This is a genomic window from Actinomyces slackii, from assembly GCF_900637295.1.
In the GTDB taxonomy this organism is placed as follows: domain Bacteria; phylum Actinomycetota; class Actinomycetes; order Actinomycetales; family Actinomycetaceae; genus Actinomyces; species Actinomyces slackii.
Map to the genome: position 1 here is coordinate 177,619 of NZ_LR134363.1, position 23,510 is coordinate 201,128.

Sequence of the window (23,510 nt, forward strand, 5' to 3'; positions counted from 1 at the left end):
CGCCCGCCTCTGGCGGGCGCGGCGCCGGCCCAGTGTCTCATGACAGCGCCGCGCTCCCCTCCTGGACAAGGAGCACATGACCTGCCTCACAGATCATCGCGTTCTCCCCTTCGGCGCGCCACCAGTGCCCCGGTCAGCGCCCTGCGGCGATGTCGGTGCGGTACTGGGCGCCCTCCAGGCCGATCATGGCGACGGCCTCATAGGCGCGGTCGCGAGCCTGGGCGAGGTCCTGTCCGACGGCGACCACGGACAGGACGCGCCCTCCCGTGACCTCCAGGCCGCCGTCGTCGCCCAATCCGGTACCGGCCTGCAGCACATGGACGCCTTCCAGGGCCTCGGCCTCCTCAATGCCGGTGATGCGCCCGCCCGTGGTCACGGTCCCCGGGTAGCCCGGGGCGGCGATGACCACGTCCACGGCCGCCTCCTGACTCCAGGTCGGCTCGGGAGCCCGGGCCAGGGAGCCGGTGGCCGCGGCCAGGAGCAGCTCGGGCAGGGAGGAGGTCAGCCGCGCCAGAACGGCCTGGGTCTCGGGATCGCCGAAGCGCGCATTGAACTCCACCACGCGCAGGCCGCGCGAGGTCATGGCCAGGCCGCAGTAGAGCAGCCCGATGAAGCTCGTCCCGCGCCGGGCCATCTCATCGACCACGGGCTGGGCGACCTCGCGCACCACCTGCTCGGCCAGGTCGGCCGGGGCCCAGGCCAGCGGGCTGTAGGCGCCCATGCCGCCGGTATTGGGGCCGGCATCGCCGTCGGCCAGGCGCTTGTAGTCCTGGGCAGGGGCCAGCGGGACCACCGTGGCGCCGTCGCACACGCAGAAGACCGAGGCCTCCGGGCCGTCCAGGAAGTCCTCGACCACCACTCGCCCTCCCTCCTTGGCCAGGCAGGCCAGCCCATGGGCCAGGGCGGCGGCGCGGTCCTCGGTGACCACCACGCCCTTGCCGGCCGCCAAGCCGTCCTCCTTGACCACATGGGGGGCGCCGAAGCGGTCCAGGGCCGCGGACAGCTCTGCCTCGGTGGAGCACACGGCGGCCTCGGCGGTGGGCACGCCCGCGGCGGCCATGACCTCCTTGGCGAAGGCCTTGGAGCCCTCCAGGCGGGCCGCCTCAGCGCCCGGCCCGAAGACCGGGAAGCCGGCCTCGCGCAGGACGTCGGCCACGCCGGCGACCAGTGGGGCCTCGGGCCCGACGACGACGAGGTCCGCCTCCATCTGGGCTGCCAGCTCGACGACCTCCTCGGGCGCGGCCGGGTCGATGTGGAGGTTGGTGGCGATCGCCGCGGTTCCCGGATTCCCGGGGGCGACCACCAGCTCGGTTATCTGCGGATCACGGACGAGGGCGCGGGCCAGGGCGTGCTCGCGCGCGCCGGAGCCCAGGAGCAGGATCTTCACCGGACCAGCCTAGCGAGCCCAACGGCCTCAGGCGGCTTTGGCGGGAGCATTCATCGTCGTCGCCTGCGCCGGCCCGTGCCAGGATGTGCCCATGAGCGCTCAGGCCGCCCGGATCCCCGCGCAGCGCCCGGTGCTGCGCGGATCGGCTGAGCGCCGCTGCCTGACCGCCGTCGTGGGGGCGGCGCCATGACCGCCCGGCGCAGAAGGCCGGGCGTGGCGACGACTCTGCCCGATCAGCCGGCCCGTGGCAGCGGGCCCGGTGCGTCTGCCGGCTCAGAGCGCTACGTCCGCCGGCCGGTGAGCACGGAGCGCCAGGCAGGGGCCTTGTGCCTCCTGTCGATCGCATTCCTCGCATGGCTCATGTGCAGGCTATGGATCGACAGCATCGATCGACCTTGGGCGGGCCTGCTCTTCTTCGGCGTGCTCCTGGTTGTGGTCGTGCTGGGCGCCCTGCGCGGTCTGCGCCCCCGCCTCATCGCCGACGCCGAGGGCCTGCATGTGCGCAACACGCTGCGCAGCCATCACCTGCCCTGGCCGGCCTATCGCAGCGAGCTCGTCGTCGTCCCCATCGGCGGCCTGCAGCTCGGTCCGATCCAGGTCTACCGCGCCGTCCAGTACCGCCCTGCCGGAGGCGGTCGCTCCATCACGATCCACGCCTTGGCCCGCTCCGGTGGGACCGTGCCTGAGGCGGCGCTCAAGGAGCTGTGGGACTGGGGCAGGCTCCGCGGCTACACCGGCGGGCGGAAGGGCTCGGGAGCCATCGCGCCACAGGTCACCACTGCCCCGGCTGACGCGCTGGCGCTCCCTGTCGACCTGAGCGCCGACCGCCTGGAGCTGCGGGACAGGGACATCTCCTGGCGGCTCAGCCTGACGGATCTCAACCTGTGGGGGCGAACCACCATCGATGCCGAGGGCTTCCACGTGAGCGGACTGCTCAGCCGTGAGATGGCATGGCCCTCCTCGCGCTCCAGCCTGCATATCGTCGTGCACCACTGGGGACACTCAGGCGTGACCGCCCTGGCCTACCTGGTCACCACAGCCGGCAGCCGCGAGCGCCTGCCAGGGATCGGCGCCATCGGCACGGATCCGGCCCAGGTGCTGGTGGCCGAGCGCCAGCTCGACCTGATCTGGAAGTGGGGGCAGCGCCGGGGCCTGACCCGCGGCAAGGATCGTTATCGCATACTCACGGACCTCGATCAGGAGCGGGAGCGGACCTCATCGAGGGCCTACCTGCGGAGCCTGCGTCGGGGCCTGGGCCGGCAGGCGACTCAGGACCAGTAGGGCAGGCGGAAGTAGGCGAAGATCTGCCTGGCCGACGGGGGCTCGGTGAAGCCGCCGTTGCGCCGGCTGGTCCACACCTGCGGACCGCCCCAGGCCACGGGGTCCAGCTCCTCGAACTCCTCCTCCACCCGGATGCGCAGCGCCGGGTCGGTCTCCTGGAGCGCCGAGCCGTGCTGCTCCAGCGCCTCGACAACCCTGGCCTGGATCTGGGTCAGCAGGCTGGCCATCACCGGCAGCCGCCAGAGCATCGACTCCCATCGGCTCTGCCCCAGCCAGGCATAGGCCACTGCCAGATAGAGAACATGGAAGCCCCAGTAGAGGAGGTAGGGCAGAAGCGCGTTCTCATCGCTCCACAGGAGGACCACCGCCACTGAGACAGTGCCCAGGAGCATGCCCAGGAGCAGTTCAACGGTCGTCAGCCCCCGCACTGAGCCTCTCAGCTCCGTTGCCCGCGCCCACAGCAGCGCCCATTTGAGGAACACGAGCACCGCCCCCAGGATGAGGGAGAACAAGCCGTAGCCCACCGCGGCACCGGGCGCGCCCACCCCGGAGAGCAGCGCCACCAGAGCCAGCAGGGCCAGGTCCAGGGCCACCAGGCGACGCGCACTGGCCGCGATCCACGCCACCGCCCTGCCCATGCGCGAGTGCGGCAGCATCGGCCGGGCCAGGACGATGCCCCGCGAGCCCGAGCGCCGGATATAACGCTGCCCGGCGCTCAGGGCCATGACGTACTCGATCACCGAGCCCACCAGAGGCGAGCGCGCCACCTCGATCATGCCGAAGACCGCCGCGGAGACGAGCAGCCCACTGACCAGGTGCACGGCGAATCCCGGATTGGCCTCCAGAACCGTTGCCCCGGCTTTGCCGGGGGCCAGGGAGTCGCGCCACACCTGAGTCCCGCTCAGGCGCAGCCAGCTCAGGGTGATGACGATCAGCGCCAGGACGAGGGCGGCGGCATTCATCAGCTCGCAGATCATGGCGCGCAGCAGGACGCTCTTGATCTCCGCCTCGCCGGTCAGGCGCAGGCTCAGCAGCAGGGGCCCAGAGGCGAAGACGATCGCAACGGCCAGCTCGCACAGGTTGAACAGCTCGCTGCCGCTGATCCTGCCCAGCCAGGCCAGGGACCACCCGCCTGTGGCCACGACAATGGTCGAGACCAGGATGGGGACGGCGACAACGAGGAGCCACTGCCGCGTCAAGCGGTAGAGCACGGGGGACATGGGCCGAAGCCTACGTCCAGCCCGAGGATGGGCCCAAGCGGCGGAAGCCAGCCCCTCCAGGTCGGGGATGACCGCCCGCGTTCTCGACCCACGACTTCTGAAGCAGGGGTCGTCCCCTCCAGGCCGGGGATGACCGCCCCATGTCAGACCGGGCGGCCCGGGACCGCGGGCGCCGACGTCGTGCGAGAACCACGACCGAACGGGCGTCGACGACGAGGGTTCGCGCCGACGACGAGGGTCTGCGTACCGGACGAGGGTCTGCGTACTGGACGAGGGTTCGCGTCATCCGACGGGGGTTAGCACAGGGGCGATTGACGCAAAGGCACGTCTGATACGCAAAGTCTCGTCGTCGACGCAGACACCCCCGGGATCATCTCCCGGGGGTGTCAGTGCGAAGAGCTCAGTGCCGGCTCACGCCGACTCAGAGTCGCTGTCGCGTCAGGCCTTGGCGGCCTCGATGCGCTCGCGGAACTTGGCCAGCTGCTCGGTGATGGCCGCGGGCACCGCGTCACCGAACTGCTTGAAGTACTCCTCGGTGGAGTCGATCTCGGCGGCCCAGGCCTCGGGGTCGATGTCGTACATCTTGTCCCACTCGGCCTGCCCCAGGTCCAGGCCCTCGAGGTTGAAGTCCTCGAACTTGGGGTAGCGGCCGGTCACGCCGTCGATGGCCTCGACCTCGCCGCCGGCGCGGCGCACGATCCAGTCCAGGACGCGGGAGTTGTCCCCGAAGCCGGGCCAGATGAACTTGCCGTTCTCGTCCTTGCGGAACCAGTTGACCTGGTAGACCTTGGGGAAGCTCTCGCCGAGCTGGTCCTGAATCTCCAGCCAGTGGCCCCAGTAGTCGGCCATGTTGTAGCCGCAGAAGGGCAGCATGGCGAAGGGGTCGTGGCGCAGGGAGCCGACCTTGGCGTCCAGGGCGGCCGCGGTGACCTCGGAGGCCACGGAGGCGCCGATGAACACGCCGTGGGCGGCCTCGTACTGCTCGGCCACCAGGGGCACGTTGGTGGCGCGGCGACCGCCGAAGAGGATGGCGTCGATGGCCACGCCCTCAGGGGCCTCCCAGTCCGGGCAGATGATGGGGCACTGCGAGGCCGGAGTGGTGAAGCGCGAGTTGGGGTGGGCGGCCTTCTTGCCGGCCTCGGCATCGGCGGGGGTGTAGTCGTTGCCCTGCCAGTCGATGAGGTGGTCGGGCAGCGGAGCGTCGATGCCCTCCCACCACACGTCACCGTCGTCGGTCAGCGCGACGTTGGTGAAGATGGTGTTGGCCTTCATGGTCTCCATGGCCATGGGGTTGGTGTCGTAGGAGGTGCCGGGGGCCACCCCGAAGAAGCCGGCCTCGGGGTTGATGGCGCGCAGGCGCCCGTCCTCGCCCTGGCGCATCCAGGCGATGTCATCCCCGATGGTCTCGACCTTGTAGCCGGGGATCGTGGGCTGGAGCATGGCCAGGTTGGTCTTGCCGCAGGCCGAGGGGAAGGCCGCGGTGACGTGGTACTGCTTGCCGGACTTCTCCTCGGTCAGGCGCAGGATGAGCATGTGCTCGGCCATCCAGTTGTCGCGCCGGGCCATGGTCGAGGCGATGCGCAGGGCGTAGCACTTCTTGCCCAGCAGGGCGTTGCCGCCGTAGCCCGAGCCGTAGGACCAGATCTCGTTGGTCTCCGGGAAGTGGGTGATGTACTTCTCGTCATTGCAGGGCCAGGTGGTGTCCTCCTGGCCGGGGGCCAGCGGCGCGCCCACGGAGTGGACGGCGGGGACCCAGGGGCGGCCCTCGTTGATGAGGTCCATGGCCGCGGTGCCGATGCGCGCCATGATGCGCATGTTGACCACGACGTAGGGGGAGTCGGTGATCTCGATGCCCAGCTGGGAGATGGGGCCGCCCAGGGGGCCCATGGAGAAGGGGATGACGTACATCGTGCGACCGGCGTAGGTGCCGTCGAACTTCTCGTGGAGGATCTTCTTCATCTCGGCCGGGTCGAACCAGTTGTTCGTGGGGCCGGCGTCCTCCTCCTTCTCCGAGCAGATGTAGGTGCGGGACTCCACACGGGCCACATCGCTGGGCAGGGAGCGGGCGAGGAAGGAGTTGGGGCGCTTGTCGGGGTTGAGGCGGGTGAACACGCCGGCCTCCACCATCTCAGTGGTCAGGCGGTCCCACTCCTCATCGCTGCCATCGGCGAAGTAGACGGACTCGGGCTTGCCCAGCTCCGCGATACGAGTGACGAACTCGATCACATCCTCGGGAACGTTGGCGGGCGCTGCGGCGCGGACATCCTGCTCAGACACGGTCATATGAGTCCCTTCCTCGGGGTTGGTCTCGACTCGTTTTCGGTCAGGGCCATCCTTGCGCACACGGGCCGTCAGAGCACATTCCCGAAGGTCCCAACCCGCCGATGCGTCCCACCATCCGGTCCGTGGATTCCGCCACATGGTGGGTTTTCCCGGCCTTCCATGGGGGCGCATCCCCGCGCTTTCCGCCCTGAGAGAAGACTGAAGGACCGGCTGTTAACGTGCTGGCCATGCCCTCCCGCGCCATCGCCCGATCTCTGACCACCGCCCTGGCCCTCCTGTGCCTCAGCGCCTGCTCAGCGAGCATGGAGATGACCATCTCCCCCCAGGGCACCTACAGCGCCGTCGTCGAGCTGCGGGACACCACCGGGACCTCCTTCACCGAGGAGTCCGAGTGCACCGCCCTTGGCGACCCCCAGTCGCTGGGCGTCCCGGACGGCACCACGGTGACCACGGAGTACCTCACCGGAGACAAGGACAAGGGCTGCCTGGTGACCGTCTCGGGGGTGAGGATCCCCAGCGCCGATGAGGCGGACAACGCCCTGGTGGTACGCGACGGCGACCAGTTCTCCGTGACCCTGCCCCGCTTCGGCGGCGCCGCCGGGGCCACGCCCGGCAGCGCCGATGACTCCTTGAACTCAGTGGTCGAGGCACGGGTCGCCATCACCTTCCCGGGAGCGGTCACCCGCGCCCCCGGGGGGACGGTCACCGGCAGCACCGTGGTGTGGGACGACGCCGATGTCCTGGCCGAGGGGGTCAGCGCCTCCGGATACGCCCAGCAGGGCCGGGGGGTGTCCTGGTGGGAGCGGATCGGGGCGGCCTACTGGGGGCTGGCGGCCCTGACCGTGGCGGGCCTGGTCCTAGGCGCTGCCACCGTGCGGCGTCGACGGCGCCGACGGCGCCGGGAAGGGGACCAGGCGCCGAGCACCCGGTCAGCCAAGGGATCAGCGGCCCGGGCCCGACGCCGTCGCCGGTGAGGTCGAGGGCCGGCCTGCGCCCCAGGCCGCCAGCGCCGCCTCGGTTCAGCCGCTCGGCCGTCGACCATGGGGAGAACGCCCCCGTCCCGCAGGTCGCTTCAGGGCTTCCCCGCACCGGCGTCAACCGCTACCGTGGCCGAGCATGAGCACGACCCTCACCGCCCCTGTCGCGCCGGTGCGGCGGGGCCTGCTCGCGGCGGGCCTCGTCGGACTGCTGTCCGTCTTGGCGCTCCTGCCCGCCGTCGGCCACGCCCAGCCCCTTCCCATCTCAGCCGATTCATCCGATGCCTCGAGCGAATTCGAGGTCGAGATCAATCTCATCATCAGGTCAAACGACACCGTTATCGCCAAGTACGTCCTCACCGACAGGGCGGACTACGACCTGCTCACCGAGGATGACTGCAGGACTAAGAGCCTCATTCTCACCCGCTCGAAGGACTCCAGGACCAAGACGAGCTTCTCCTTCGAGGACAAGGGCGACTCGCGCGTGTGCACCATCGAGGGGGTCGCGAAGATCGAGGACGTGGAGGTCACCCATGAGGGCGATGAGTACGTCGCCACATTTGAGGACGATCACCCGGGCTCGGATCAACGTGCCAGCATCTCCGTCAGCTTCCCGGGCGAGGTCACCCAGGCCGACGGCGGCACGGTCGACGGCACCACCGTCACCCTGGACTCCCTGGGCCACACGGTGCGGGGCAAGGAATCATCAGGATTCCCCTGGCTATCGCTGGGCCTGGGACTCGTCGTCCTGCTCGCCGTGGGCGGTGGCGTGGCCGGCGTCCTGGTGAGCCAGAATAAGAAGAAGAAGGCCGCTGCCGCGGCCCAGGCGGGCGGCTACATCCCCCAGCCCTTCCCCGGCCAGTACCCGCAGGCCCCCGGCCAGTACCCGCAAGCCCAGTTCCCCGGTCAGTACCCGCAGGCCCCCGGCCACTCCTGAGCAGTCTCACCTTGGTGCCCTGCGGGTCATTCGTCGACCATATGCTGCGCGGTTGTCGCGATCGTCTGGCTCCGGTCGCGCTCGATGCAGCGGAGCAGGGACGCCCGCGAAACACCGCTCGTCCCAACGAGTCAGGCGCCAGGCCGCCAGCGCCGCCTCGGTTCAGCCGATCGGTCACCAGGCATGGGGAGAACGCACCCATCCCGCAGGTCGTTCCGGGCTTCCCCGCACCGGCGCTAACCGCTACCGTGACCGCCATGAGCAAGACCCTCACCACCCTTGTCGCGCCAGTGCGGCGGGGCCTGCTCGCGGCGGGCCTCGTCGGACTCCTGTCCGTCTCGGCGCTCCTGCCCGCCGTCGGCCACGCCCAGCCCCTTCCCACCTCCTCCGATTCATCCTCCTCGGCCGACATGTCGGCCGAGCTCAGCCTGACCATCAAGTCCGATGACACCGTCGTCTCGAAGTCCGTCGTCACTGACAAGTCGGACTACAACTTCCTCACCGAGGAGAACTGCACCGCAGACAGTTTCACTCTCAACGGCGCCGATGAATCGAAGACCGAGGCGAGCGCCTCCTTCGAGGACAAGGGCGACTCGCGCGCGTGCACCGTTGAGGGGACCTACAAGATCGAGGACCTGGAGGGGATCACCCACGAGGGCGATGAGTACGTCGTCAAGCTCGACGGCCCTGGGAGCTCGAGCTCTGATTCCTTCGACGTCAAGGTCTCCATCACCTTCCCGGGCAAGGTCACCGAGGCCGACGGCGGCACGGTCGACGGCAACACCGTCACCCTGACCTCCCTGGACCACACGGTGCGGGGCAAGGACTCACCGGGACTCCCCTGGCTGTGGCTGGGCCTGGGACTCGTCGTCCTGCTCGCCGTGGGCGGCGGTGTGGCCGGCGTCCTGGTGAGCCAGAATAAGAAGAAGAAGGCCGCTGCCGCGGCCCAGGCGGGCGGCTACGTCGCTCAGCCCCTTCCCGGGCAGGTCCCCGGCCAGCAGGCGCAGGCCCCCGGCTACTCCCCGACCCAGCCGCTGCAGTCCAACCCCTACCCGCCCCAGGGACAGGCCCCCGGCTACCCGCCGGCCCAGCCGCCCTACCAGGGCTGAGCGCCTCCTATCAGCTCCCCACCCCAGCGCCCGTCCCGCATATGCGGGGCGGGCGCTGGCTGTCTCCAGATTTCCCGCCGCCGTCACGATCCGATTACGGTAGGGGCATGCACCCCGCCTCCGATCCGCGCGTGTCCCCGGCCCGGACCGCTCTCCCCCTCCTCCTGGCCCCATTGCTCGCCATGGCCCTTCTGCTCGCGCCGTCATCGGCGCAGGCCAAGGCCAACGACGACTACAGCCTGTCCTTCGAGGTCACGCTGTCCCCGGATGACACCTACGCGATGAAGATGGTCCTCCAGGACCGCGCCAAGGACCAGCCGCGGATCACCAAGGAGACCTGCACGGTCGAGAAGCTCTTCCAGAGCAGCGCGCAGCCCCCCAAGGACGCCAAGGCCTCCTTCACCGAGGAGGGCGGGACCCGCACCTGCACGATCACCGGCTCCGAGGACATCTCGCTGACCAATGGGCTCATCACCCATGAGGAGGACGAGTACGTGGTCAAGACCGAGGGCCTGACCGGCGACTCGGCAGTGAAGATGAGCCTGTCAGTGACCTTCCCCGGCGCGGTGACGCAGGCCGACGGCGGCACGGTGGAGGGCAGCACCGTGACCCTTGAGAGCGTTGACGACCACGTCCTGCGAGGCAAGGACTCCGCGGGGCCCTCATGGCCGCTCGTCGCGGTGGGCGTGCTGGCGGGCCTCACCGCCCTGGGCGCCCTGGCCGCCCTGGTCGTCGTCCTCCTGCGCCGCAAGCGCGCCCAGCAGCCCTGAGGCGCGCAGCCACTCTCACGCGCATCTGGCCGGCACCGCCCTCATGCGGTGCCGGCCAGATGAGTTCTGAGCCCGCCCGCGCTCAGCCGATGAGCCGATGGCGGGAGATGGTGGCCTCACGGCCCGGCCCCACGCCGATCGCGGAGATGCGGCATCCCGCCAGCTCCTCGATGCGCAGCACGTAGTCCTGGGCGGCGCGCGGCAGGTCGGAGAACTCGCGCACCCCGGAGATATCCTCGCTCCAGCCCGGCATCTCCTCGTAGACGGGCACGGCGTGGTGGAAGTCGGACTGGGTCAGCGGCATCTCCTGGCTTCGACGCCCATCGACCTCGTAGGCGACGCATACCGGGATGGTCTCGTGCCCGGTGAGCACATCGAGCTTGGTCATGACCAGGTCGGTCAGTCCATTGACCCGGGCCGCGTAGCGGGTGACCACCGCGTCATGCCAGCCGCAGCGGCGCGGCCGGCCCGTGGTCACCCCGAACTCCCCGCCCTCGGTGCGCAGGCGCTCCCCGACGGCGTCGGTGAGCTCGGTGGGGAAGGGCCCCTCCCCCACCCGGGTGGTGTAGGCCTTGACCACGCCGACAACCGAGTCGATCCGGGTGGGCCCCACACCCGTGCCGGTGCAGGCGCCGCCCGCCGTCGGGCTGGAGGAGGTCACGAAGGGGTAGGTGCCGTGATCGATGTCCAGCATGGTGGCCTGGCCGGCCTCGAAGAGGACCGTCTTGCCGGCGTCGAGGGCCTCATTGAGGATGAGGGAGCAGTCCACCATCATGGGGCGCACGCGCTCGGCGTAGGACAGCAGCTCGTCGGCGACCTCATCGGGGTCGATGGCCGCGCGGTTGAAGACCTTGAGGAACAGGCTGTTCTTCTGGTCCAGTGCGGAGCGGACCTTCTGGCGCAGGATGGACTCATCGAAGAGGTCCTGGATGCGGATGCCCACGCGGTTCATCTTGTCAGCGTAGGTCGGGCCGATCCCCCGGCCGGTGGTCCCCAGCTGGCGGGCCCCCAGGAAGCGCTCGGTGGTGCGGTCCAGGATGCGGTTGTAGGACGGGATGATGTGGGCGTCGGCGCTGATGAGGAGACTGGAGGCGTCCTTGCCGCGCGACTGGATCTCCTCGATCTCGGTGAAGAGGACCTCGAGGTCCACCACGACGCCGTTGCCGATGATGGGGGTGACCCCGGGGGTCAGCACTCCTGCGGGCAGCAGGTGGAAGGCGAAGGACTCGCCGTCGATGACCACGGTATGGCCGGCGTTGTTGCCTCCGTTGAACTTGACGACGTAGTCGACGTCCTGACCGAGTTGGTCAGTCGCCTTGCCCTTTCCCTCGTCCCCCCACTGGGTTCCGACGACGACAACGGCTGGCATGGGCTTCTCCCCTGGTTCGACGGGCGGAGCGCGGGCGCGCGCACCGTCCACCAGACTACCGGAGCCCCACTGCGGCGATCAGGGGCCGGCTCAGGCGCGCTGGCGCAGGCGGTTGATGATCCCGCGCTGGATGAGGGCCACGAGATAGGCCTGGAAGGCCACGCCGATGAGGACCATGAACCAGGCGGTGGGCGCGCGCATGGCCGGAGCGGCCCAGGCCACGGCCAGCGGGGCGGCCAGGACCGCCAGGCACGCCGTCGTCCGCCCCAGCGCGCCCAGGGCCAGGCGCGCGGCGTTGACCAGGTGGCGGCCGATCCCGGTCTCGAAGAAGGCGATGAGCGGAACGAGCCAGACCAGCAGCGCCAGGACCATGAGCACGCCGGCCGCCAGCAGGCCGGAGACGATCCCGGCCTCCAGCGCCCCGGCACGCGAGATGACGGCCTGCTCCCACAGGGCCAGCGCCGCCAGCACCAGGACCGGGGGCCACCAGGCCAGGGACTGGCGCAGGTTCGAGCGCAGGGAGCGCCACCAGCTGCGCACGGTGTAGGTCTCCTCCTCGCGCGCCATCTCCATCATCACCCGCATGCAGGCGGTCAGTGCCGCGCCGGCGGTGATCAGCGGCAGGCAGGCCAGCAGGGTCAGCAGATTGATGACCACCAGGTCGGCGGCCGCGCTCCAGGCGCGCATGGCCGGGGAGTCGTGTCTCAGCCAGGCGGTCATGGTCTCCTCCAGGGTTAGCGGCGTCGATGCGGCCCCGGTCCGCGCAGCCGCGGACCGGGGCCGACGATGGTCAGGGCGGGCGATCAGCCCTTGACGGCGCCGGCCGCCACGCCCTCGATGATGTGCTTCTGGCCCACGAGGTAGAAGGCGACGATCGGGATGATGGCCAGGACCAGCATGGCCATCTGCGCGCCCATGTCGCGGTTCCCGTTGGAGCCGATGAGCATCTGGATGACGATCGGGATCGTCTTGTACTGCTCATTCTGGCCGATCACGAGGTTGGGCAGCAGGAAGTCGTTCCACACCCACATGGCGTTGAGGATCGCCACGGTCACCGCGGTGGGCTTGAGCAGGGGCATGACCACCTTGATATAGGTCTGCAGGGGCGAGCAGCCGTCCATGTAGGCGGCCTCCTCGATCTCCATGGGAATCGACTTGATGAAGCCGGCGAACAGGAAGACCGACAGTCCTCCACCGAATCCCAGGTAGATGATGATCATCCCCCAGGGCGTGGCCAGGCCCAGCGAGTCGGCGATCTTGACCGTGGGGAACATGACCATCTGGAACGGGGCGATCATGGAGAAGGCGAAGGCGTAGTAGATCAGCGAGGTCCACCAGCGCTTGACGCGGGTGATGTAGTACGCGGTCATCGCCGTCAGCAGGACGATGACGCCCACCGATCCCACCGTGATGAACAGGGACCAGCCGATGGCCCTGGCGAAGCCCGAGAGCTGCAGGCCGGTGGCGTAGTTGGCCAGTCCCGCGAAGGTCTCCCCCGTGGGCAGGGAGAAGGGCGACTGGGAGATGAAGAACTTGCCCTTGAAGGAGTTGATGAGGATGAAGGCCAGCGGGATCACCCACACCAGGGTCAGCAGGCTCAGCAGTCCCACGAGGGCATTGGCCCCCGGGGTCTGCGGGGCCCGGGGCGCCGTGACGGCGGCGGCCTTGGCAGTGGTGGCCTGGGCAGTGGCGGCCTTGGCGGTGGCAGGGGCCTGAACGGCGGCGCTCATGCGTCGACCTCCTTGGAGCGTGTGGCGCGCAGCTGGATGAGCGCGATGGCCGAGACGATGAGGAAGAAGATGACGGCCTGGGCCTGGGCGACGCCTTCATGGCCGACCTTCTCGTACATGGCCTCGACGATGTTGAGAGCCGCCATCTGGGTCTGCTTGAGAGGGGCGCCGTTGGTCAGCGCCAGGTTCTGGTCGAACATCTTGAAGGTGTTGGCCAGGGTCAGGAACAGGCAGATGGTGATGGAGGGCATGATCATCGGCAGGGTGACATTGCGCAGGGTCTGCCAGCGGCCCGCGCCGTCGATCTGCGCTGCCTCGATGAGCTCGGGGGGCACGTTCTGCAGGCCGGCGATGTAGATGATCATCATGTAGCCCATGAGCTGCCAGTTGACGATGAGGACGAGCCCGGCCAGGCCCAGCTTCCAGTCATTGACGATCGTGTGGCCCCAGCGCTGGAGGATCGAGTTGAGCATGACCTGCCAGGTGTAGCCCAGGACGATGCCGCCGATGAGGTTGGGCATGAAGAAGACCGCGCGGAAGACATTGGTGCCGCGCAGCTTGCGGGTGAGCATGTAGGCCAGGGTGAAGGCCCCCAGGTTCACCGTGATGATGGAGATCGCCGAGACCAGTGCGGTGAAGCCCAGGGCGGAGATGAATCCGCTCCGCTCCCCCAGGGCGTCCTGGTAGTTCTGGAAGCCCACCCACTCGGCGTCGGTCAGCGTGGTGAAGTCCGTGAAGGACAGGTAGAGCCCCATGAAGAAGGGGACGACGAACGCGATGAGGAATGCGATGAGGGTGGGACCGGCGAAGATCGGGAAGTATTTTGTCAGTGCTTTTGTCATGTGTGTCTCGCTATGCGCCTGAGCCGGGGCCCTGGAGGGGGCGGGCCCTCCAGGGCCCCGGATCCGCGCCCGGACCGGATCGGGACCGGCAGATGGGATCAGGCCTTCTTCTCAGCGGCCCACTGGTCGACGAAGTAGGTCGTCACGGCGCTCCAGTCCTGCTTGTTGGAGGCGTACTGGGCCAGGTTCTGGCCCAGCTGGTCCTTGAAGTCCTGGCTGGGGAAGGCGGAGAAGACCCAGTTGACGGCGTAGAGGTCGTCGTTGTTCATGTACTCCACGACCTGCTTGCCCAGAGGGTCGGCCGGGGCGAGGTCGGCGAAGGCCTCGTAGGGGGCGATGATGCCCAGCTTCTCCGAGGCCATCTTGGCGCCCTCGGCGTCGGTGAACAGCCAGGTCAGGAAGTCAGCAGTGGCCTTCTGGTCCTCCTTGGAGGCCTGGGAGTTGATGGTCAGGAAGTTCTCGGTGCCGATCGCGATGCCGGACTTCTCCTCGCCCTTGACGCCGATGTAGATCGGCATGAAGTGGATGTCCTCCTCCTTGACCGTGTTGCCCTCGACCTCGGAGATCTGGGACCAGGCCCAGTTGCCGTTCTGGACGAAGGCCGCCTTGCCCAGGGCGAACTCGGCCATGGAGTCGGTGACCGTCTTGGCGGAGGTGGCGGTGCGGTCCACCGTGGAGTTGTTGAGGTACAGGTCGAAGATCGCCTTGTACTGGTCGCCGTAGGTGAGCTTGAGCTCCTCGGCGTCCTGGACGCCGGCGTCGCGGAACTCGTAGAAGACGGGGTAGTTGGCCAGGTGGGTCTGCCAGCGCCAGTCCTCACCGGGGGCCAGGGAGGTTGAGGCGAAGACGCCGTCGATGCCCAGCTCGGCCTTCTTGGACTGCATGTCCTCGACGACCTCCTTGAGCTTGTCGAAGGAGGTGATCTCCTCCACCGAGGCGGCCTTGGCCCCGGAGGTGGCGAAGTACTTGGTGAGGATGGCGCCGTTGTAGATCAGGCCGTAGCCCTCGGTGCCCAGCGGCACGCCGTAGATCTTGTCGTCCTCGCCGCGGATGGTCATGGTCTCGTCGGTCAGCGCCTTGGTGAAGGGCTGGTCGCTCAGGTCCGAGGCGTACTTGGACCAGTTGGCGTAGCCCACGGGGCCGTTGAGGTTGAACAGGGTGGGGGCGTCGGACTTGGCGACCTCGGTCTTCAGGGTCTGCTCATAGCTGCCCGAGGCGGCCGTGACGACCTTGACCTCCACGCCGGTCTTGTCCTTGTAGGCCTTGGCGATCTCCTTGAAGGCCGCCTCCGCCTCCGGCTTGAAGTTGAGGAAGTAGACGTTGCCGACGCCATCATCGGAGCCCGACGAGCCCGAGCAGGCGGCAAGGGTGGCCGCCACGGCGAGGGCGGCGGTGCCACCGAGCATGGTGCGGCGAGAGACGAGTCGCATGTCATGTCCTCCTTTGGACGAGGTAGAGCGGGCCATCAGCCCCTGGTGAGAGCGACTGCCCAGGGCTGGCCGGGGGGCCGGGCCTGGAAGCAACATTGATATGATTGCACACAGAGCCACGTTTGCTTGCAGAATTTTCAGAAACGTGACGCAAACACCAGATTGGACTGGGAGGTGAGGGCGCTCGCCCTCTCTGCCGCCATCCTCAGGTGCAACTCATGCAAAGGTTGCAGAACGGTCACGGCCGGCTGCCGCCCTGGGGCACGACGACGGTCCCGGCACCCGTGACGGGTGCCGGGACCGTTGCTCAGTCCGACCGTGCCCGGTGGTTCAGGCGCTCAGCGCTTGGCCGAGCCCACCGAGCCGAGGCGCTCGCAGGCCTCGACGACGCGGGCGGCCATGCCCTCCTCGGCGGCCTTGCCCCAGGCGCGGGGGTCGTAGGTCTTCTTGTTGCCGACCTCGCCGTCGATCTTGAGGACGCCGTCGTAGTTCTTCAGCATCCAGTCGGCCACGGGACGGGTGTAGGCGTACTGGGTGTCGGTGTCCACGTTCATCTTGATGACGCCGTTGCGCACCGCGGTGGCGATCTCCTCGTCGGTGGAGCCCGAGCCGCCGTGCATGACCAGGTCGAAGGGCGAGGAGGTGTCGCCGACCTTGGTCGACAGGCGGTCGCCCAGGCGCTTGGCGCACTCGTCCTGGATCTCGCCGAGGATCTCGGGGCGCAGCTTGACGTGGCCGGGCTTGTAGGAGCCGTGCACGTTGCCGAAGGTCAGGGCCGTGATGTAGCGGCCGTTCTCGCCCAGGCCCAGTGCCTCGATGGCGCGCCAGGCGTCGTCGGCCGTGGTGTAGAGGTTGGCGTTGACGTCACCCTTGATGCCGTCCTCCTCGCCGCCCACGGCGCCGATCTCGATCTCGAGCACGACGTTGGCGGCCTTGGCGCGGGCGAGCATGTCCACGGCGATCTCGATGTTGTCGTCCAGGGACTCGGCCGAGCCGTCCCACATGTGGGAGTTGAACATGGGCAGCTCGCCGCGCTTGACCTGCTCAGCCTCGATCTCCAGCAGCGGGTGGATCCAGGGCTCGAGCATGTTCTTGGGGCAGTGGTCGGTGTGCAGGCCGATGACACCGGGGTAGAGGTCGCCCACGGCGCGGGCGTAGGCGGCGAAGGCGATCGAGCCCTTCACCTTGTCAGCGCGCGAGGAGCCGGACCAGTAGGCGGCACCACCGTTGGAGATCTGGACGATGCCGTCAGACTCGGCGTCGGCGAAGCCCTTGAGGGCGGCCGACAGGGTCTGGGAGGAGGTGACGTTGATCGCGGGGATGGCGTACTTGCCGGCCTTGGCGCGGTCAAGCATGTCAGCGTAGGACTCCGGGGTTGCAATGGCCACTGGGTGCCTCCTGAAATCTGTGATGAGTCAGTGGTGCAGAACCGATTCTTCCACGATTCTCGAGCCAGGTGTACCGGATCATGGTCCTGGTCCCGAGCGCCCATCCATCGACATCGCGCATCGTCTCAGCGCCATGGGTCCTCCGGGTCCGACTTTCCCGCATGATCGCATCGAGGCGCGGCGTGAGGACGCGCGGTCTGCGCGACTCAGTCGGGAGCCGGGCCGGCGTGCTGGAGGATCCAGGCGTGCATGGCCACAGCCGCGGCCGCGGCCACATTGATCGAGCGGGTTGAGCCGTACTGGCCGATCCTCAGCAGGCGCGAGCAGCCGGCGGCCAGCTCTGGGCTGATCCCCTCCCCCTCGGAGCCGAAGACCATGAGGCACCGCTCAGGCAGCTCCGCCTCCTCCAGCTGGAGCGAGCCGGGGCCGTTGTCGATGCCGATCACCTCATAGCCCTCGGCCGCCGCCCAGTCCAGGAGCTCGCCGGCCTCGGGGTGGTGGCGCACATCGAGGTAGCGGTTGGTGACCATGGCGCCGCGCTTGTTCCAGCGGCGCCTGCCGATGATGTGGACGCCGGCCGCGTTGAAGGCATTGGCGCTGCGCACGATGGAGCCGATGTTGAGGTCCTGACTGACGTTCTCGATGGCCACGTGCAGCAGGTGGGCGCGGGAGGCCAGGTCGGCGCGGATCGCCTCGATGCTCCAGTAGCGGTAGCGGTCCACGACGTTCCTGCGATCGCCCTGGGACAGCAGCTCCGGGTCGTAGCGAGGGTCCTCCGGCCAGTCCTGCCGTCCCCCGGGCCAGGGCCCGACGCCGACCGCGCGGGAGTCGACGTCGTGCTCCGCCGGGTAAGCAGAACCTGTCGGGCGCTCATCAGCCTGGCGGTACAGCAGGGCGATCCCTTCGAGAACCTGACGATCAGGCTCGGCATCCGCCGCATAGGTGCGCGATGCGCGGTCATAGACATGCCTCGCGGCGGCGCGGACCTCGTAGGGGTCCGGCTCGCCGGTGATGAGGTAGTGCAAGGGGCTATCGAGGGCGTAGGCGATCTCAGCGAGCTCGACCGCTGCGAAGGATCGGGTCCCTCCCAGGGCCTTGGACAGGGCCGACTCGCTCATCGCCACGCGGCGCGCGAGCTCAGCCTGCGTCATCCCCGAGGCGACGAGGGCTTCTTTGACCCGCCCTGCGATCTTCTCCATGGCACCAGCCTACGCAGATCTTTCGATTTGAGAAAGATCTGCGACGGAACCGTCGCACGATGCACACCGCAGGACGATGCTGCGGGCAGCGCTCAGGACAGTCCGAGGTCCTCCAGGCCCAGGGCGGCGTGGTACGCCAGTCCCTCGGCCTCGATGCGCTCACGCGCGCCCGTGGCGCGGTCCACGACCACGGCCACGGCCAGAACCTCCGCACCCGCCTCGCGCAGCGCCTCGACCGCCTCCAGCGGGGAGCCTCCCGTGGTCGAGGTGTCCTCCAGGACGACGACGCGCCGTCCTGCCACCTCCGGGCCCTCAATGCGCCGCTTCATGCCGTGGTCCTTGGCGGCCTTGCGCACGACGAAGGCGTCGAGGTCCAGGCCTCGCGAGGCGGCGGCGTGCAGCATCGCAGCGGCCACGGGGTCAGCTCCCATGGTCAGCCCGCCCACGGCGTCGACCTCGTCAATGCCCAGGCCCGCCTCCTCCAGCATGTCCAGCATGACGTGGCCGATGAGGGGCGCCGCCTCATGGTGGAGGGTGGCGCGGCGCATGTCCACATAGAAGTCGGAGGTCAGGCCGGAGGCCAGGGTCACCGTGCCGCGCACGACGGCCAGCTCTGCGACGAGCTCGGCCAGGCGGGAGACATGGGAATCGTTGGTGCTCACGGCATCAGGCTAGAGGACTCCTCCCCGCCTGGCAGGACCCACGGGGCTCTTGTCCCCCGGCCGTTGCGCGAATCACTTGGCGGCGCTCACAGCGGTGATCCGCTCCTCCATCTGGGCCGGGCTGAGCAGGCCCACCTGGGTGTGGCGGATCACGCCATTGGCGTCGATGAAGTAATGCGCGGGAACCCCCATGACCCCGTACGCGGCGGCGACGTCATTGGAGTGGTCGGCCACCTGCGTGAAGGTCAGGCCCACGCGCTCGGAGTAGGGCTTGACCGTCGCGGCGCTCTCGCCAACGTAGATGGCGATGACCTCGATGTCCTCGCCGTGCTCGGCAGCGGCCGCCTGGACGTCGGGCATCTCGGTGCGGCACCCCGTGCACCAGGTGGCCACGAACATCACCCACACCGGCTTTCCGCGCAGGGCCTGCAGATCGACTGGCTGGGAGTTGATGTCCGTTGTGGTGAAGGCCGGGGCCGTGTCCCCCACGACGGGGGCGGTGGCGACGCCGTCGACCTCCACGCGACTGACCGCAGCGGCCTGGGCACGGTCCTCCTCCTCATCGGGGCCCACCACCCACCATGTGGCGATGGCGATGGCGAAGGCCGCGACCAGCAGCACCGCGACCTGGCCGAAGCTGGACTGCCTCAGGCGCGCCCTCCAGGCCGGCTCCTGGGCCGCCGCGCTCCGGGACCTCACGGGTCTCGCGGTCTCCTCGGAGTCGGGATCCTCCTCATCGGGGTCGGGGCCCAGGTCCTCCTCATCGGGGTCGACCGGCTGGGCGGATCCCGTCTCCTCGGGCGCGTCGGGCTCCCGCTCCTCGTTGCGGGCATCAGGCGTAGGCATGCAGACCTCCGAAGAACAGGTTGCCCATGTAGGTGAAGATGACCGCGGCGAATCCCAGGATGAGCAGCCATGCTGAGCGCTCCCCCCGCCAGTTGCGCGTCACGCGCGCATGCAGGTAGGCGCCGTAGATCAGCCAGGTCACCAGGGCGGCGGTCTCCTTGGGATCCCAGCCCCAATAGCGCCCCCAGGCCACATTGCCCCAGATCGCGCCGAGGATGAGCATGAGGGTGAGCATGGGATAGGTGACCACCGTGGCCTTGTAGCCCAGGTCATCGAGGGTCTCCCGACTGGGCCAGCCGTGCCAGCGCACTCGCGGCGCCAGCAGGTACATGACCGCCGCGGCGAAGGACACCACAGCGGCCCCGTATCCAATGGAGGCGGTCAGCACGTGAAGGGTCAGCAGTGGTGAGTTCTGCAGCGCGGGCATGAGCGGGTTGGGCTCGTAGGACAGGGTCGAGGCGTAGATGAGCAGCGCCAGGATGATCGGCAGGACGATGATCGAGATCGTGCGCACCCGGTAGCGCCATTCGAAGAAGGCCTGGGCCAGGATCATCCCCCAGGCGAAGGCGATGGCGAACTCGTAGTGGTTGGAGAAGGGGGCGTGCCCGGTGTCGGCCATCCTGGTGAGCATCGAGCCGGTCAGCAGCACCAGCGCCATCTGCGTGGCCTTGGCGGCCCACCAGGTGATGGTGAAGCGCCTGGCCGGCGCACGGCGCTCGCCCCCGGTGACGGTCACGGTGCGCCCCTGCGATCCCGTGGAGAGCACCACCGCCCCAGCATCGCCCGCCGCCACGGGCGCCCGGGCGGCCATGCGCGCGGTGATGAAGGCGCCGAGGTAGGCGACGGTGGACAGCACGAGCAATCCGGTGGTGATGAGCAAAAGGGCCTGGGAGTACTCAAGCATCGGGGGACGTCCTCTCGTTGACGCGGCGGTCCAATTCGCCGCTGACACGGACGGCCATGTCCGTGAAGAATCTGGTGAATGCCGAATCCTGTCTGTCCGGGGATGCCATCTGCACCAGCGTCCCCTCCTCGGTGCTGCTCACTCGCAGCCACATGCGGTGGTGGCGCAGGAGCAGTGTCATGAACGTGCCGACCGCCAGGAGCGCGAATCCCGCCCAGACCACGATGGTTCCCGGATCTCGCTTGACGATCATGCCGGTGTACTGCTGCTCGCGCTCGAAGGTGATGGTGTAGCCCCCCAGATCGGTCTCCTGCCCCATGTCCAGCAGGGCGCCGTCGATGGGCGTGGAATCGCCCTGGTAGATCTCCGCCCGCACCTGGCCCGGCTCGATGCCCGTCCCGGTCTGGCCCGAGGCGGATCCGACGACGTAGAGCGTGGCGCCCTCGGGCAGGTCCGCCCGCCCATAGGACATTCGCCCATCCTGGGTGCTCCACTCCAGCGCGACCCCGTCATGAAGGACCTCGCGACCCGAGGAATCAACCACTCGCATGACGGCGGAGACCCCGAAATAGGCCTGGTGGAACATGACGCCGTCATAGGAGAGCGGACTGTTGACCCGCACGTCCTGACGGGCCACCTGCCTGCCGTTCTCGGTGAGGGTCACGTCCGCCACGTAGTCCTTGGGCGAGCCGTCCTCATAGTAGAGGTCCTGGAAGCCGTTGGCCTGGGCCACCAGCTCGGTGCCATGGCCCACCTGCCGGGGGTGCCCGACGGTCAGGGTGAAGCGATCGTCTCTGAACCCGGTGAACGAGGAGACGACCACCCCGATCATGATCAGGACGAAGGCCGCATGCACAACAGCCGTCCCGAAGGGCGCCCAGGCGTTGCGGTCGATGTAGGCGTTGCGCCCCGGGCCCCGCTCCTCGGTGATGACCCGCAGTCGGTGCGCGCGGGCATCGGCGATGATCGTCTCGAAGGCGCTGTCGACATCGGTGTCGGTGGTGAAGCGGGTGCGCAGGCGCGCCCGGTCGAAGAACGCGGCGGTCACCCGGGTGCGCGGATGCCGCGCCGCCTTCCACAGCACCGGCAGGCGGTGCGCCGTGCAGGCGATGATGGAGGCGGCCAGGAGCCCCATCACCACGAGGAAGGGGATGGAGGTGAACATGGAGAACAGGCCGATCCTGCTCAGGGGCTCGGCCCACCCCCCGAAGACCGGGCGGACCTGTTCCAGCCACTGCTGGGCGGCCTCCGGCTCGGTGCGCACCGAATCGGTCATCTGGGGAACGACGGCGCCGATGAGGCACAGCGTTCCCGCCAGGAGGATGAGGACGATGCCCACCGATTTCTTGTAGAAGAACGCGTAGACCTGCTTGAGGACCTGACTCAGGGGCACCGCGGCCTGATCGTCCAGGCCATCGGTGGCCGGCCCCTGTGCGGAGCCGGATGTGGGAGCGGTCCTCTCCACGCTCTTCTTCTCGCTCATGCGGCACTCCTCCTTAGATCTCCACAGTGGGGAGCCATCCGGCGAGTCGGGGGAACATATTGGTGATCATGAGCATGCCGATAACAACAAGGATACCCCCGCTGACCAGGGAGATCACCACGTGGTGGCGGCGGAACCAGCTCAGTCGCGCGGTCGCCTGAGCAGACCCCAGGGCCACGGCGATGATCGGCAGGCCCAGGCCCGCGCAGTAGCCGACCATGAGGGCGGCGCCGGACCACGCCGTCGAGCTCACGGTGGCCAGCGCGAGGATGCCTCCCAGGACTGGGCCGATGCACGGGGTCCAGCCCGCCGCGAAGACCACCCCCATGAGCCCCGCCCGCAGGGGCGAGGCGCCATTGGCCGGGCCGCGGGCCCGCACCAGGCGGTCAAGGACCGGGATGCTCAGCAGGCCGGCCACATGCAGGCCCATGAGGACCAGCACCGCGCCCGCCACGATCCGCGCGTACTCGGCGTAGGGGCCCAGTGAGTGGCCGATCAGCCCCAGTGCGGCCCACAGCGCGATGAAGACGATCGAGAAGCCCGCCACGAAGCTCAGGGAGTTGCCCAGGGCGGCCCGCCTATCCACGCGCCCGTCCCCTGAGCCGACGAGCTGCCCCACATAGGCCGGGACGATCGGCAGGAAGCAGGGCGAGGCGAAGGAGACCAGGCCCGCGAGCACTGCGACGGGAAGGGTGATCTGCACGCTTCTCCCCCTGCCTCAGTTCGTGGGACCTGCTGAGGGCGCGGCCGTAGCGCCCCCCGACGGCGCGACCGTGGGACCGGCCGACGGCGCGGCCGTGCCGATCTGCTCAAGATGGGTGCGCACGGAGGCCGCCATGGTGGAGTCCGGGGCGACCTCGATGACCTTGCTCCAGCACTCCCTGGCCTGATCGGGCTTGGGCGGGTCCTGCGCCATGTACAGGAATCCGAGGTTGTACCACGGCTCGGCGGCGGTGGGGTCGAGCTCCGCGGTGCGCCGCCAGTGGGTCTCGGCGGAGTCGTAGTCGCTGGACTGATACTCGGCCACCCCGATGGCCAGCAGGGCCTGGACGTTATCGGGGTCGACGTCGAGGATCTGCTGGAAGTAGGGAATGGCGTCCTCGTAGAGCGCCGCATTGATGTACATGACGCCCAGCTCCTGGCGGGACTCGGTGTCATTGGGGTCGGCCTCGGCCGCGGCCTTGAGCTCGGTCTCCCGCTCGCGGTCCACGGGCTGAGCCGCATCCATCTCCGCCATGGCGGCGGGATCGGCGGTGGAGGAGATGGAGGGGTGGTCGCTGGGCATCATGGGCGAGGCGGGCTCGGAGCCCTGACCCCGCTGCTGGATGATGATGACCACTGCTGCCGTCAGCAGCACCACGAGCAGGAGGTTGATCCGCGAGACGCCGGTGCGCTGCTGGAGCGAGGACTCCACGGGGGCCGAGGCAGCGGCGGACTGGGGCACCGGGGCCTCATCCTCATCGAGGATGTCCTCGATATCGGCCGCGTCCTCGGGGGACCCGCCCCGGGCGGCGGCCGCCTCGTCCGTCGTCGCAGGATCAGCCGGCTCACCGTCCTGGCCGCCCTGCGGAGCCTCGAGACCGGCCAACTGCTCTTCAGCCCAGCCGCGCAGGCTCTCGGGGGCACCGGCCAGGAAGGCCCTGAGCTCCTCCCGGTCCACCTCGCCGTCCGAGCGCCCCTCGCGGCCCCCCAT

General features: G+C 68.9%; 21 protein-coding genes. 5 read left to right on the forward strand and 16 right to left on the reverse strand.

The window, feature by feature from the left end; genetic code table 11:
• Positions 1 to 133: 133 nt before the first annotated feature.
• On the reverse strand, positions 134 to 1,387 hold the full coding sequence (gene purD, locus EL266_RS00735) for a phosphoribosylamine--glycine ligase (RefSeq protein WP_026427868.1): 1,254 nt from the start codon (positions 1,385 to 1,387) through the stop codon (positions 134 to 136).
• A gap of 213 nt (positions 1,388 to 1,600) precedes the next feature.
• Here purD and EL266_RS00740 point away from each other — a divergent pair, with 213 nt between their 5' ends.
• Positions 1,601 to 2,668, forward strand: a complete 1,068-nt coding sequence (locus EL266_RS00740; protein ID WP_169719975.1) for a PH domain-containing protein — start codon at positions 1,601 to 1,603, stop codon at positions 2,666 to 2,668.
• Here EL266_RS00740 and EL266_RS00745 read toward each other — a convergent pair.
• Both EL266_RS00745 and EL266_RS00750 read right to left on the reverse strand, forming a co-directional pair.
• Positions 2,656 to 3,888 carry a hypothetical protein gene (locus EL266_RS00745; RefSeq protein WP_026427866.1) on the reverse strand — a complete coding sequence of 411 codons (1,233 nt, stop codon included), beginning with the start codon at positions 3,886 to 3,888 and terminating at the stop codon, positions 2,656 to 2,658. The genes EL266_RS00740 and EL266_RS00745 overlap by 13 nt on opposite strands.
• A gap of 438 nt (positions 3,889 to 4,326) precedes the next feature.
• Complete coding sequence (locus EL266_RS00750; RefSeq protein ID WP_026427865.1) at positions 4,327 to 6,171, reverse strand: phosphoenolpyruvate carboxykinase (GTP); 1,845 nt, start codon at positions 6,169 to 6,171, stop codon at positions 4,327 to 4,329.
• A 227-nt stretch (positions 6,172 to 6,398) separates the two neighbouring features.
• Here EL266_RS00750 and EL266_RS00755 point away from each other — a divergent pair, with 227 nt between their 5' ends.
• From EL266_RS00755 to EL266_RS00770, 4 genes are all read left to right on the forward strand, one after another.
• Complete coding sequence (locus EL266_RS00755) at positions 6,399 to 7,145, forward strand: LppM family (lipo)protein (RefSeq protein WP_084501107.1); 747 nt, start codon at positions 6,399 to 6,401, stop codon at positions 7,143 to 7,145.
• A gap of 142 nt (positions 7,146 to 7,287) precedes the next feature.
• On the forward strand, positions 7,288 to 8,085 hold the full coding sequence (locus tag EL266_RS00760; protein WP_126412034.1) for an LppM family (lipo)protein: 798 nt from the start codon (positions 7,288 to 7,290) through the stop codon (positions 8,083 to 8,085).
• A gap of 257 nt (positions 8,086 to 8,342) precedes the next feature.
• Positions 8,343 to 9,194, forward strand: coding sequence for an LppM family (lipo)protein (locus EL266_RS00765; RefSeq protein ID WP_051281409.1), 852 nt, complete (start codon positions 8,343 to 8,345; stop codon positions 9,192 to 9,194).
• Positions 9,195 to 9,301: 107 nt separating this feature from the next.
• Complete coding sequence (locus EL266_RS00770) at positions 9,302 to 9,964, forward strand: hypothetical protein (RefSeq protein ID WP_026427861.1); 663 nt, start codon at positions 9,302 to 9,304, stop codon at positions 9,962 to 9,964.
• A gap of 82 nt (positions 9,965 to 10,046) precedes the next feature.
• Here EL266_RS00770 and EL266_RS00775 read toward each other — a convergent pair whose 3' ends face one another.
• The 13 genes from EL266_RS00775 to EL266_RS00835 form a co-directional block, all read right to left on the reverse strand.
• The gene (locus EL266_RS00775; RefSeq protein WP_026427860.1) at positions 10,047 to 11,333 is read right to left on the reverse strand and encodes an adenylosuccinate synthase; all 1,287 of its coding nucleotides are present in this window, start codon (positions 11,331 to 11,333) and stop codon (positions 10,047 to 10,049) included.
• 90 nt (positions 11,334 to 11,423) lie between these two features.
• Complete coding sequence (locus EL266_RS00780) at positions 11,424 to 12,053, reverse strand: MusI family membrane protein (protein ID WP_026427859.1); 630 nt, start codon at positions 12,051 to 12,053, stop codon at positions 11,424 to 11,426.
• Between the two features lie 83 nt (positions 12,054 to 12,136).
• Positions 12,137 to 13,063: a carbohydrate ABC transporter permease gene (locus EL266_RS00785; RefSeq protein WP_026427858.1), complete on the reverse strand. Its 927-nt coding sequence runs from the start codon at positions 13,061 to 13,063 to the stop codon at positions 12,137 to 12,139.
• The gene (locus tag EL266_RS00790; protein WP_026427857.1) at positions 13,060 to 13,905 is read right to left on the reverse strand and encodes a carbohydrate ABC transporter permease; all 846 of its coding nucleotides are present in this window, start codon (positions 13,903 to 13,905) and stop codon (positions 13,060 to 13,062) included. The genes EL266_RS00785 and EL266_RS00790 overlap by 4 nt, the downstream gene beginning before the upstream one ends.
• Positions 13,906 to 14,003: 98 nt before the next feature.
• A complete protein-coding gene (locus EL266_RS00795) occupies positions 14,004 to 15,335 on the reverse strand; it encodes an ABC transporter substrate-binding protein (protein ID WP_026427856.1) in 1,332 nt (443 codons plus the stop codon).
• Between the two features lie 338 nt (positions 15,336 to 15,673).
• Positions 15,674 to 16,723: a class II fructose-bisphosphate aldolase gene (gene fbaA / locus EL266_RS00800; protein ID WP_026427855.1), complete on the reverse strand. Its 1,050-nt coding sequence runs from the start codon at positions 16,721 to 16,723 to the stop codon at positions 15,674 to 15,676.
• A gap of 206 nt (positions 16,724 to 16,929) precedes the next feature.
• Positions 16,930 to 17,613 carry a TrmH family RNA methyltransferase gene (locus EL266_RS00805; RefSeq protein ID WP_034515588.1) on the reverse strand — a complete coding sequence of 228 codons (684 nt, stop codon included), beginning with the start codon at positions 17,611 to 17,613 and terminating at the stop codon, positions 16,930 to 16,932.
• A 401-nt stretch (positions 17,614 to 18,014) separates the two neighbouring features.
• Positions 18,015 to 18,584, reverse strand: a complete 570-nt coding sequence (gene pyrE / locus EL266_RS00810; protein WP_026427853.1) for an orotate phosphoribosyltransferase — start codon at positions 18,582 to 18,584, stop codon at positions 18,015 to 18,017.
• A gap of 72 nt (positions 18,585 to 18,656) precedes the next feature.
• Entirely contained in the window at positions 18,657 to 19,430 is a 774-nt protein-coding gene (locus EL266_RS00815) for a TlpA family protein disulfide reductase (protein WP_084501084.1), read from the reverse strand.
• Complete coding sequence (gene ccsB / locus EL266_RS00820; protein ID WP_026427851.1) at positions 19,417 to 20,334, reverse strand: c-type cytochrome biogenesis protein CcsB; 918 nt, start codon at positions 20,332 to 20,334, stop codon at positions 19,417 to 19,419. Before ccsB ends, EL266_RS00815 begins: the two co-directional genes overlap by 14 nt.
• Complete coding sequence (locus tag EL266_RS00825) at positions 20,327 to 21,817, reverse strand: cytochrome c biogenesis protein ResB (protein ID WP_026427850.1); 1,491 nt, start codon at positions 21,815 to 21,817, stop codon at positions 20,327 to 20,329. Before EL266_RS00825 ends, ccsB begins: the two co-directional genes overlap by 8 nt.
• Before the next feature lie 13 nt (positions 21,818 to 21,830).
• Positions 21,831 to 22,520, reverse strand: a complete 690-nt coding sequence (locus EL266_RS00830) for a cytochrome c biogenesis CcdA family protein (RefSeq protein WP_026427849.1) — start codon at positions 22,518 to 22,520, stop codon at positions 21,831 to 21,833.
• A 15-nt stretch (positions 22,521 to 22,535) separates the two neighbouring features.
• Positions 22,536 to 23,510, reverse strand: a complete 975-nt coding sequence (locus EL266_RS00835; RefSeq protein WP_051281408.1) for a tetratricopeptide repeat protein — start codon at positions 23,508 to 23,510, stop codon at positions 22,536 to 22,538.

What these genes read in the sequence shown, in the direction of transcription:
- EL266_RS00755 (WP_084501107.1), top strand. Translation starts at nt 6,399, where the DNA reads ATGCCCTCCCGCGCCATCGCCCGATCTCTGACCACCGCCCTGGCCCTC.
- EL266_RS00785 (WP_026427858.1), bottom strand. Translation starts at nt 13,063, where the DNA reads ATGAGCGCCGCCGTTCAGGCCCCTGCCACCGCCAAGGCCGCCACTGCC.
- EL266_RS00775 (WP_026427860.1), bottom strand. Translation starts at nt 11,333, where the DNA reads ATGCCAGCCGTTGTCGTCGTCGGAACCCAGTGGGGGGACGAGGGAAAG.
- EL266_RS00745 (WP_026427866.1), bottom strand. Translation starts at nt 3,888, where the DNA reads ATGTCCCCCGTGCTCTACCGCTTGACGCGGCAGTGGCTCCTCGTTGTC.
- EL266_RS00795 (WP_026427856.1), bottom strand. Translation starts at nt 15,335, where the DNA reads ATGCGACTCGTCTCTCGCCGCACCATGCTCGGTGGCACCGCCGCCCTC.
- EL266_RS00825 (WP_026427850.1), bottom strand. Translation starts at nt 21,817, where the DNA reads ATGAGCGAGAAGAAGAGCGTGGAGAGGACCGCTCCCACATCCGGCTCC.
- EL266_RS00760 (WP_126412034.1), top strand. Translation starts at nt 7,288, where the DNA reads ATGAGCACGACCCTCACCGCCCCTGTCGCGCCGGTGCGGCGGGGCCTG.
- EL266_RS00790 (WP_026427857.1), bottom strand. Translation starts at nt 13,905, where the DNA reads ATGACAAAAGCACTGACAAAATACTTCCCGATCTTCGCCGGTCCCACC.
- EL266_RS00770 (WP_026427861.1), top strand. Translation starts at nt 9,302, where the DNA reads ATGCACCCCGCCTCCGATCCGCGCGTGTCCCCGGCCCGGACCGCTCTC.
- EL266_RS00780 (WP_026427859.1), bottom strand. Translation starts at nt 12,053, where the DNA reads ATGACCGCCTGGCTGAGACACGACTCCCCGGCCATGCGCGCCTGGAGC.
- ccsB (WP_026427851.1), bottom strand. Translation starts at nt 20,334, where the DNA reads ATGCTTGAGTACTCCCAGGCCCTTTTGCTCATCACCACCGGATTGCTC.
- EL266_RS00835 (WP_051281408.1), bottom strand. Translation starts at nt 23,510, where the DNA reads ATGGGGGGCCGCGAGGGGCGCTCGGACGGCGAGGTGGACCGGGAGGAG.
- EL266_RS00765 (WP_051281409.1), top strand. Translation starts at nt 8,343, where the DNA reads ATGAGCAAGACCCTCACCACCCTTGTCGCGCCAGTGCGGCGGGGCCTG.
- EL266_RS00815 (WP_084501084.1), bottom strand. Translation starts at nt 19,430, where the DNA reads ATGCCTACGCCTGATGCCCGCAACGAGGAGCGGGAGCCCGACGCGCCC.
- EL266_RS00750 (WP_026427865.1), bottom strand. Translation starts at nt 6,171, where the DNA reads ATGACCGTGTCTGAGCAGGATGTCCGCGCCGCAGCGCCCGCCAACGTT.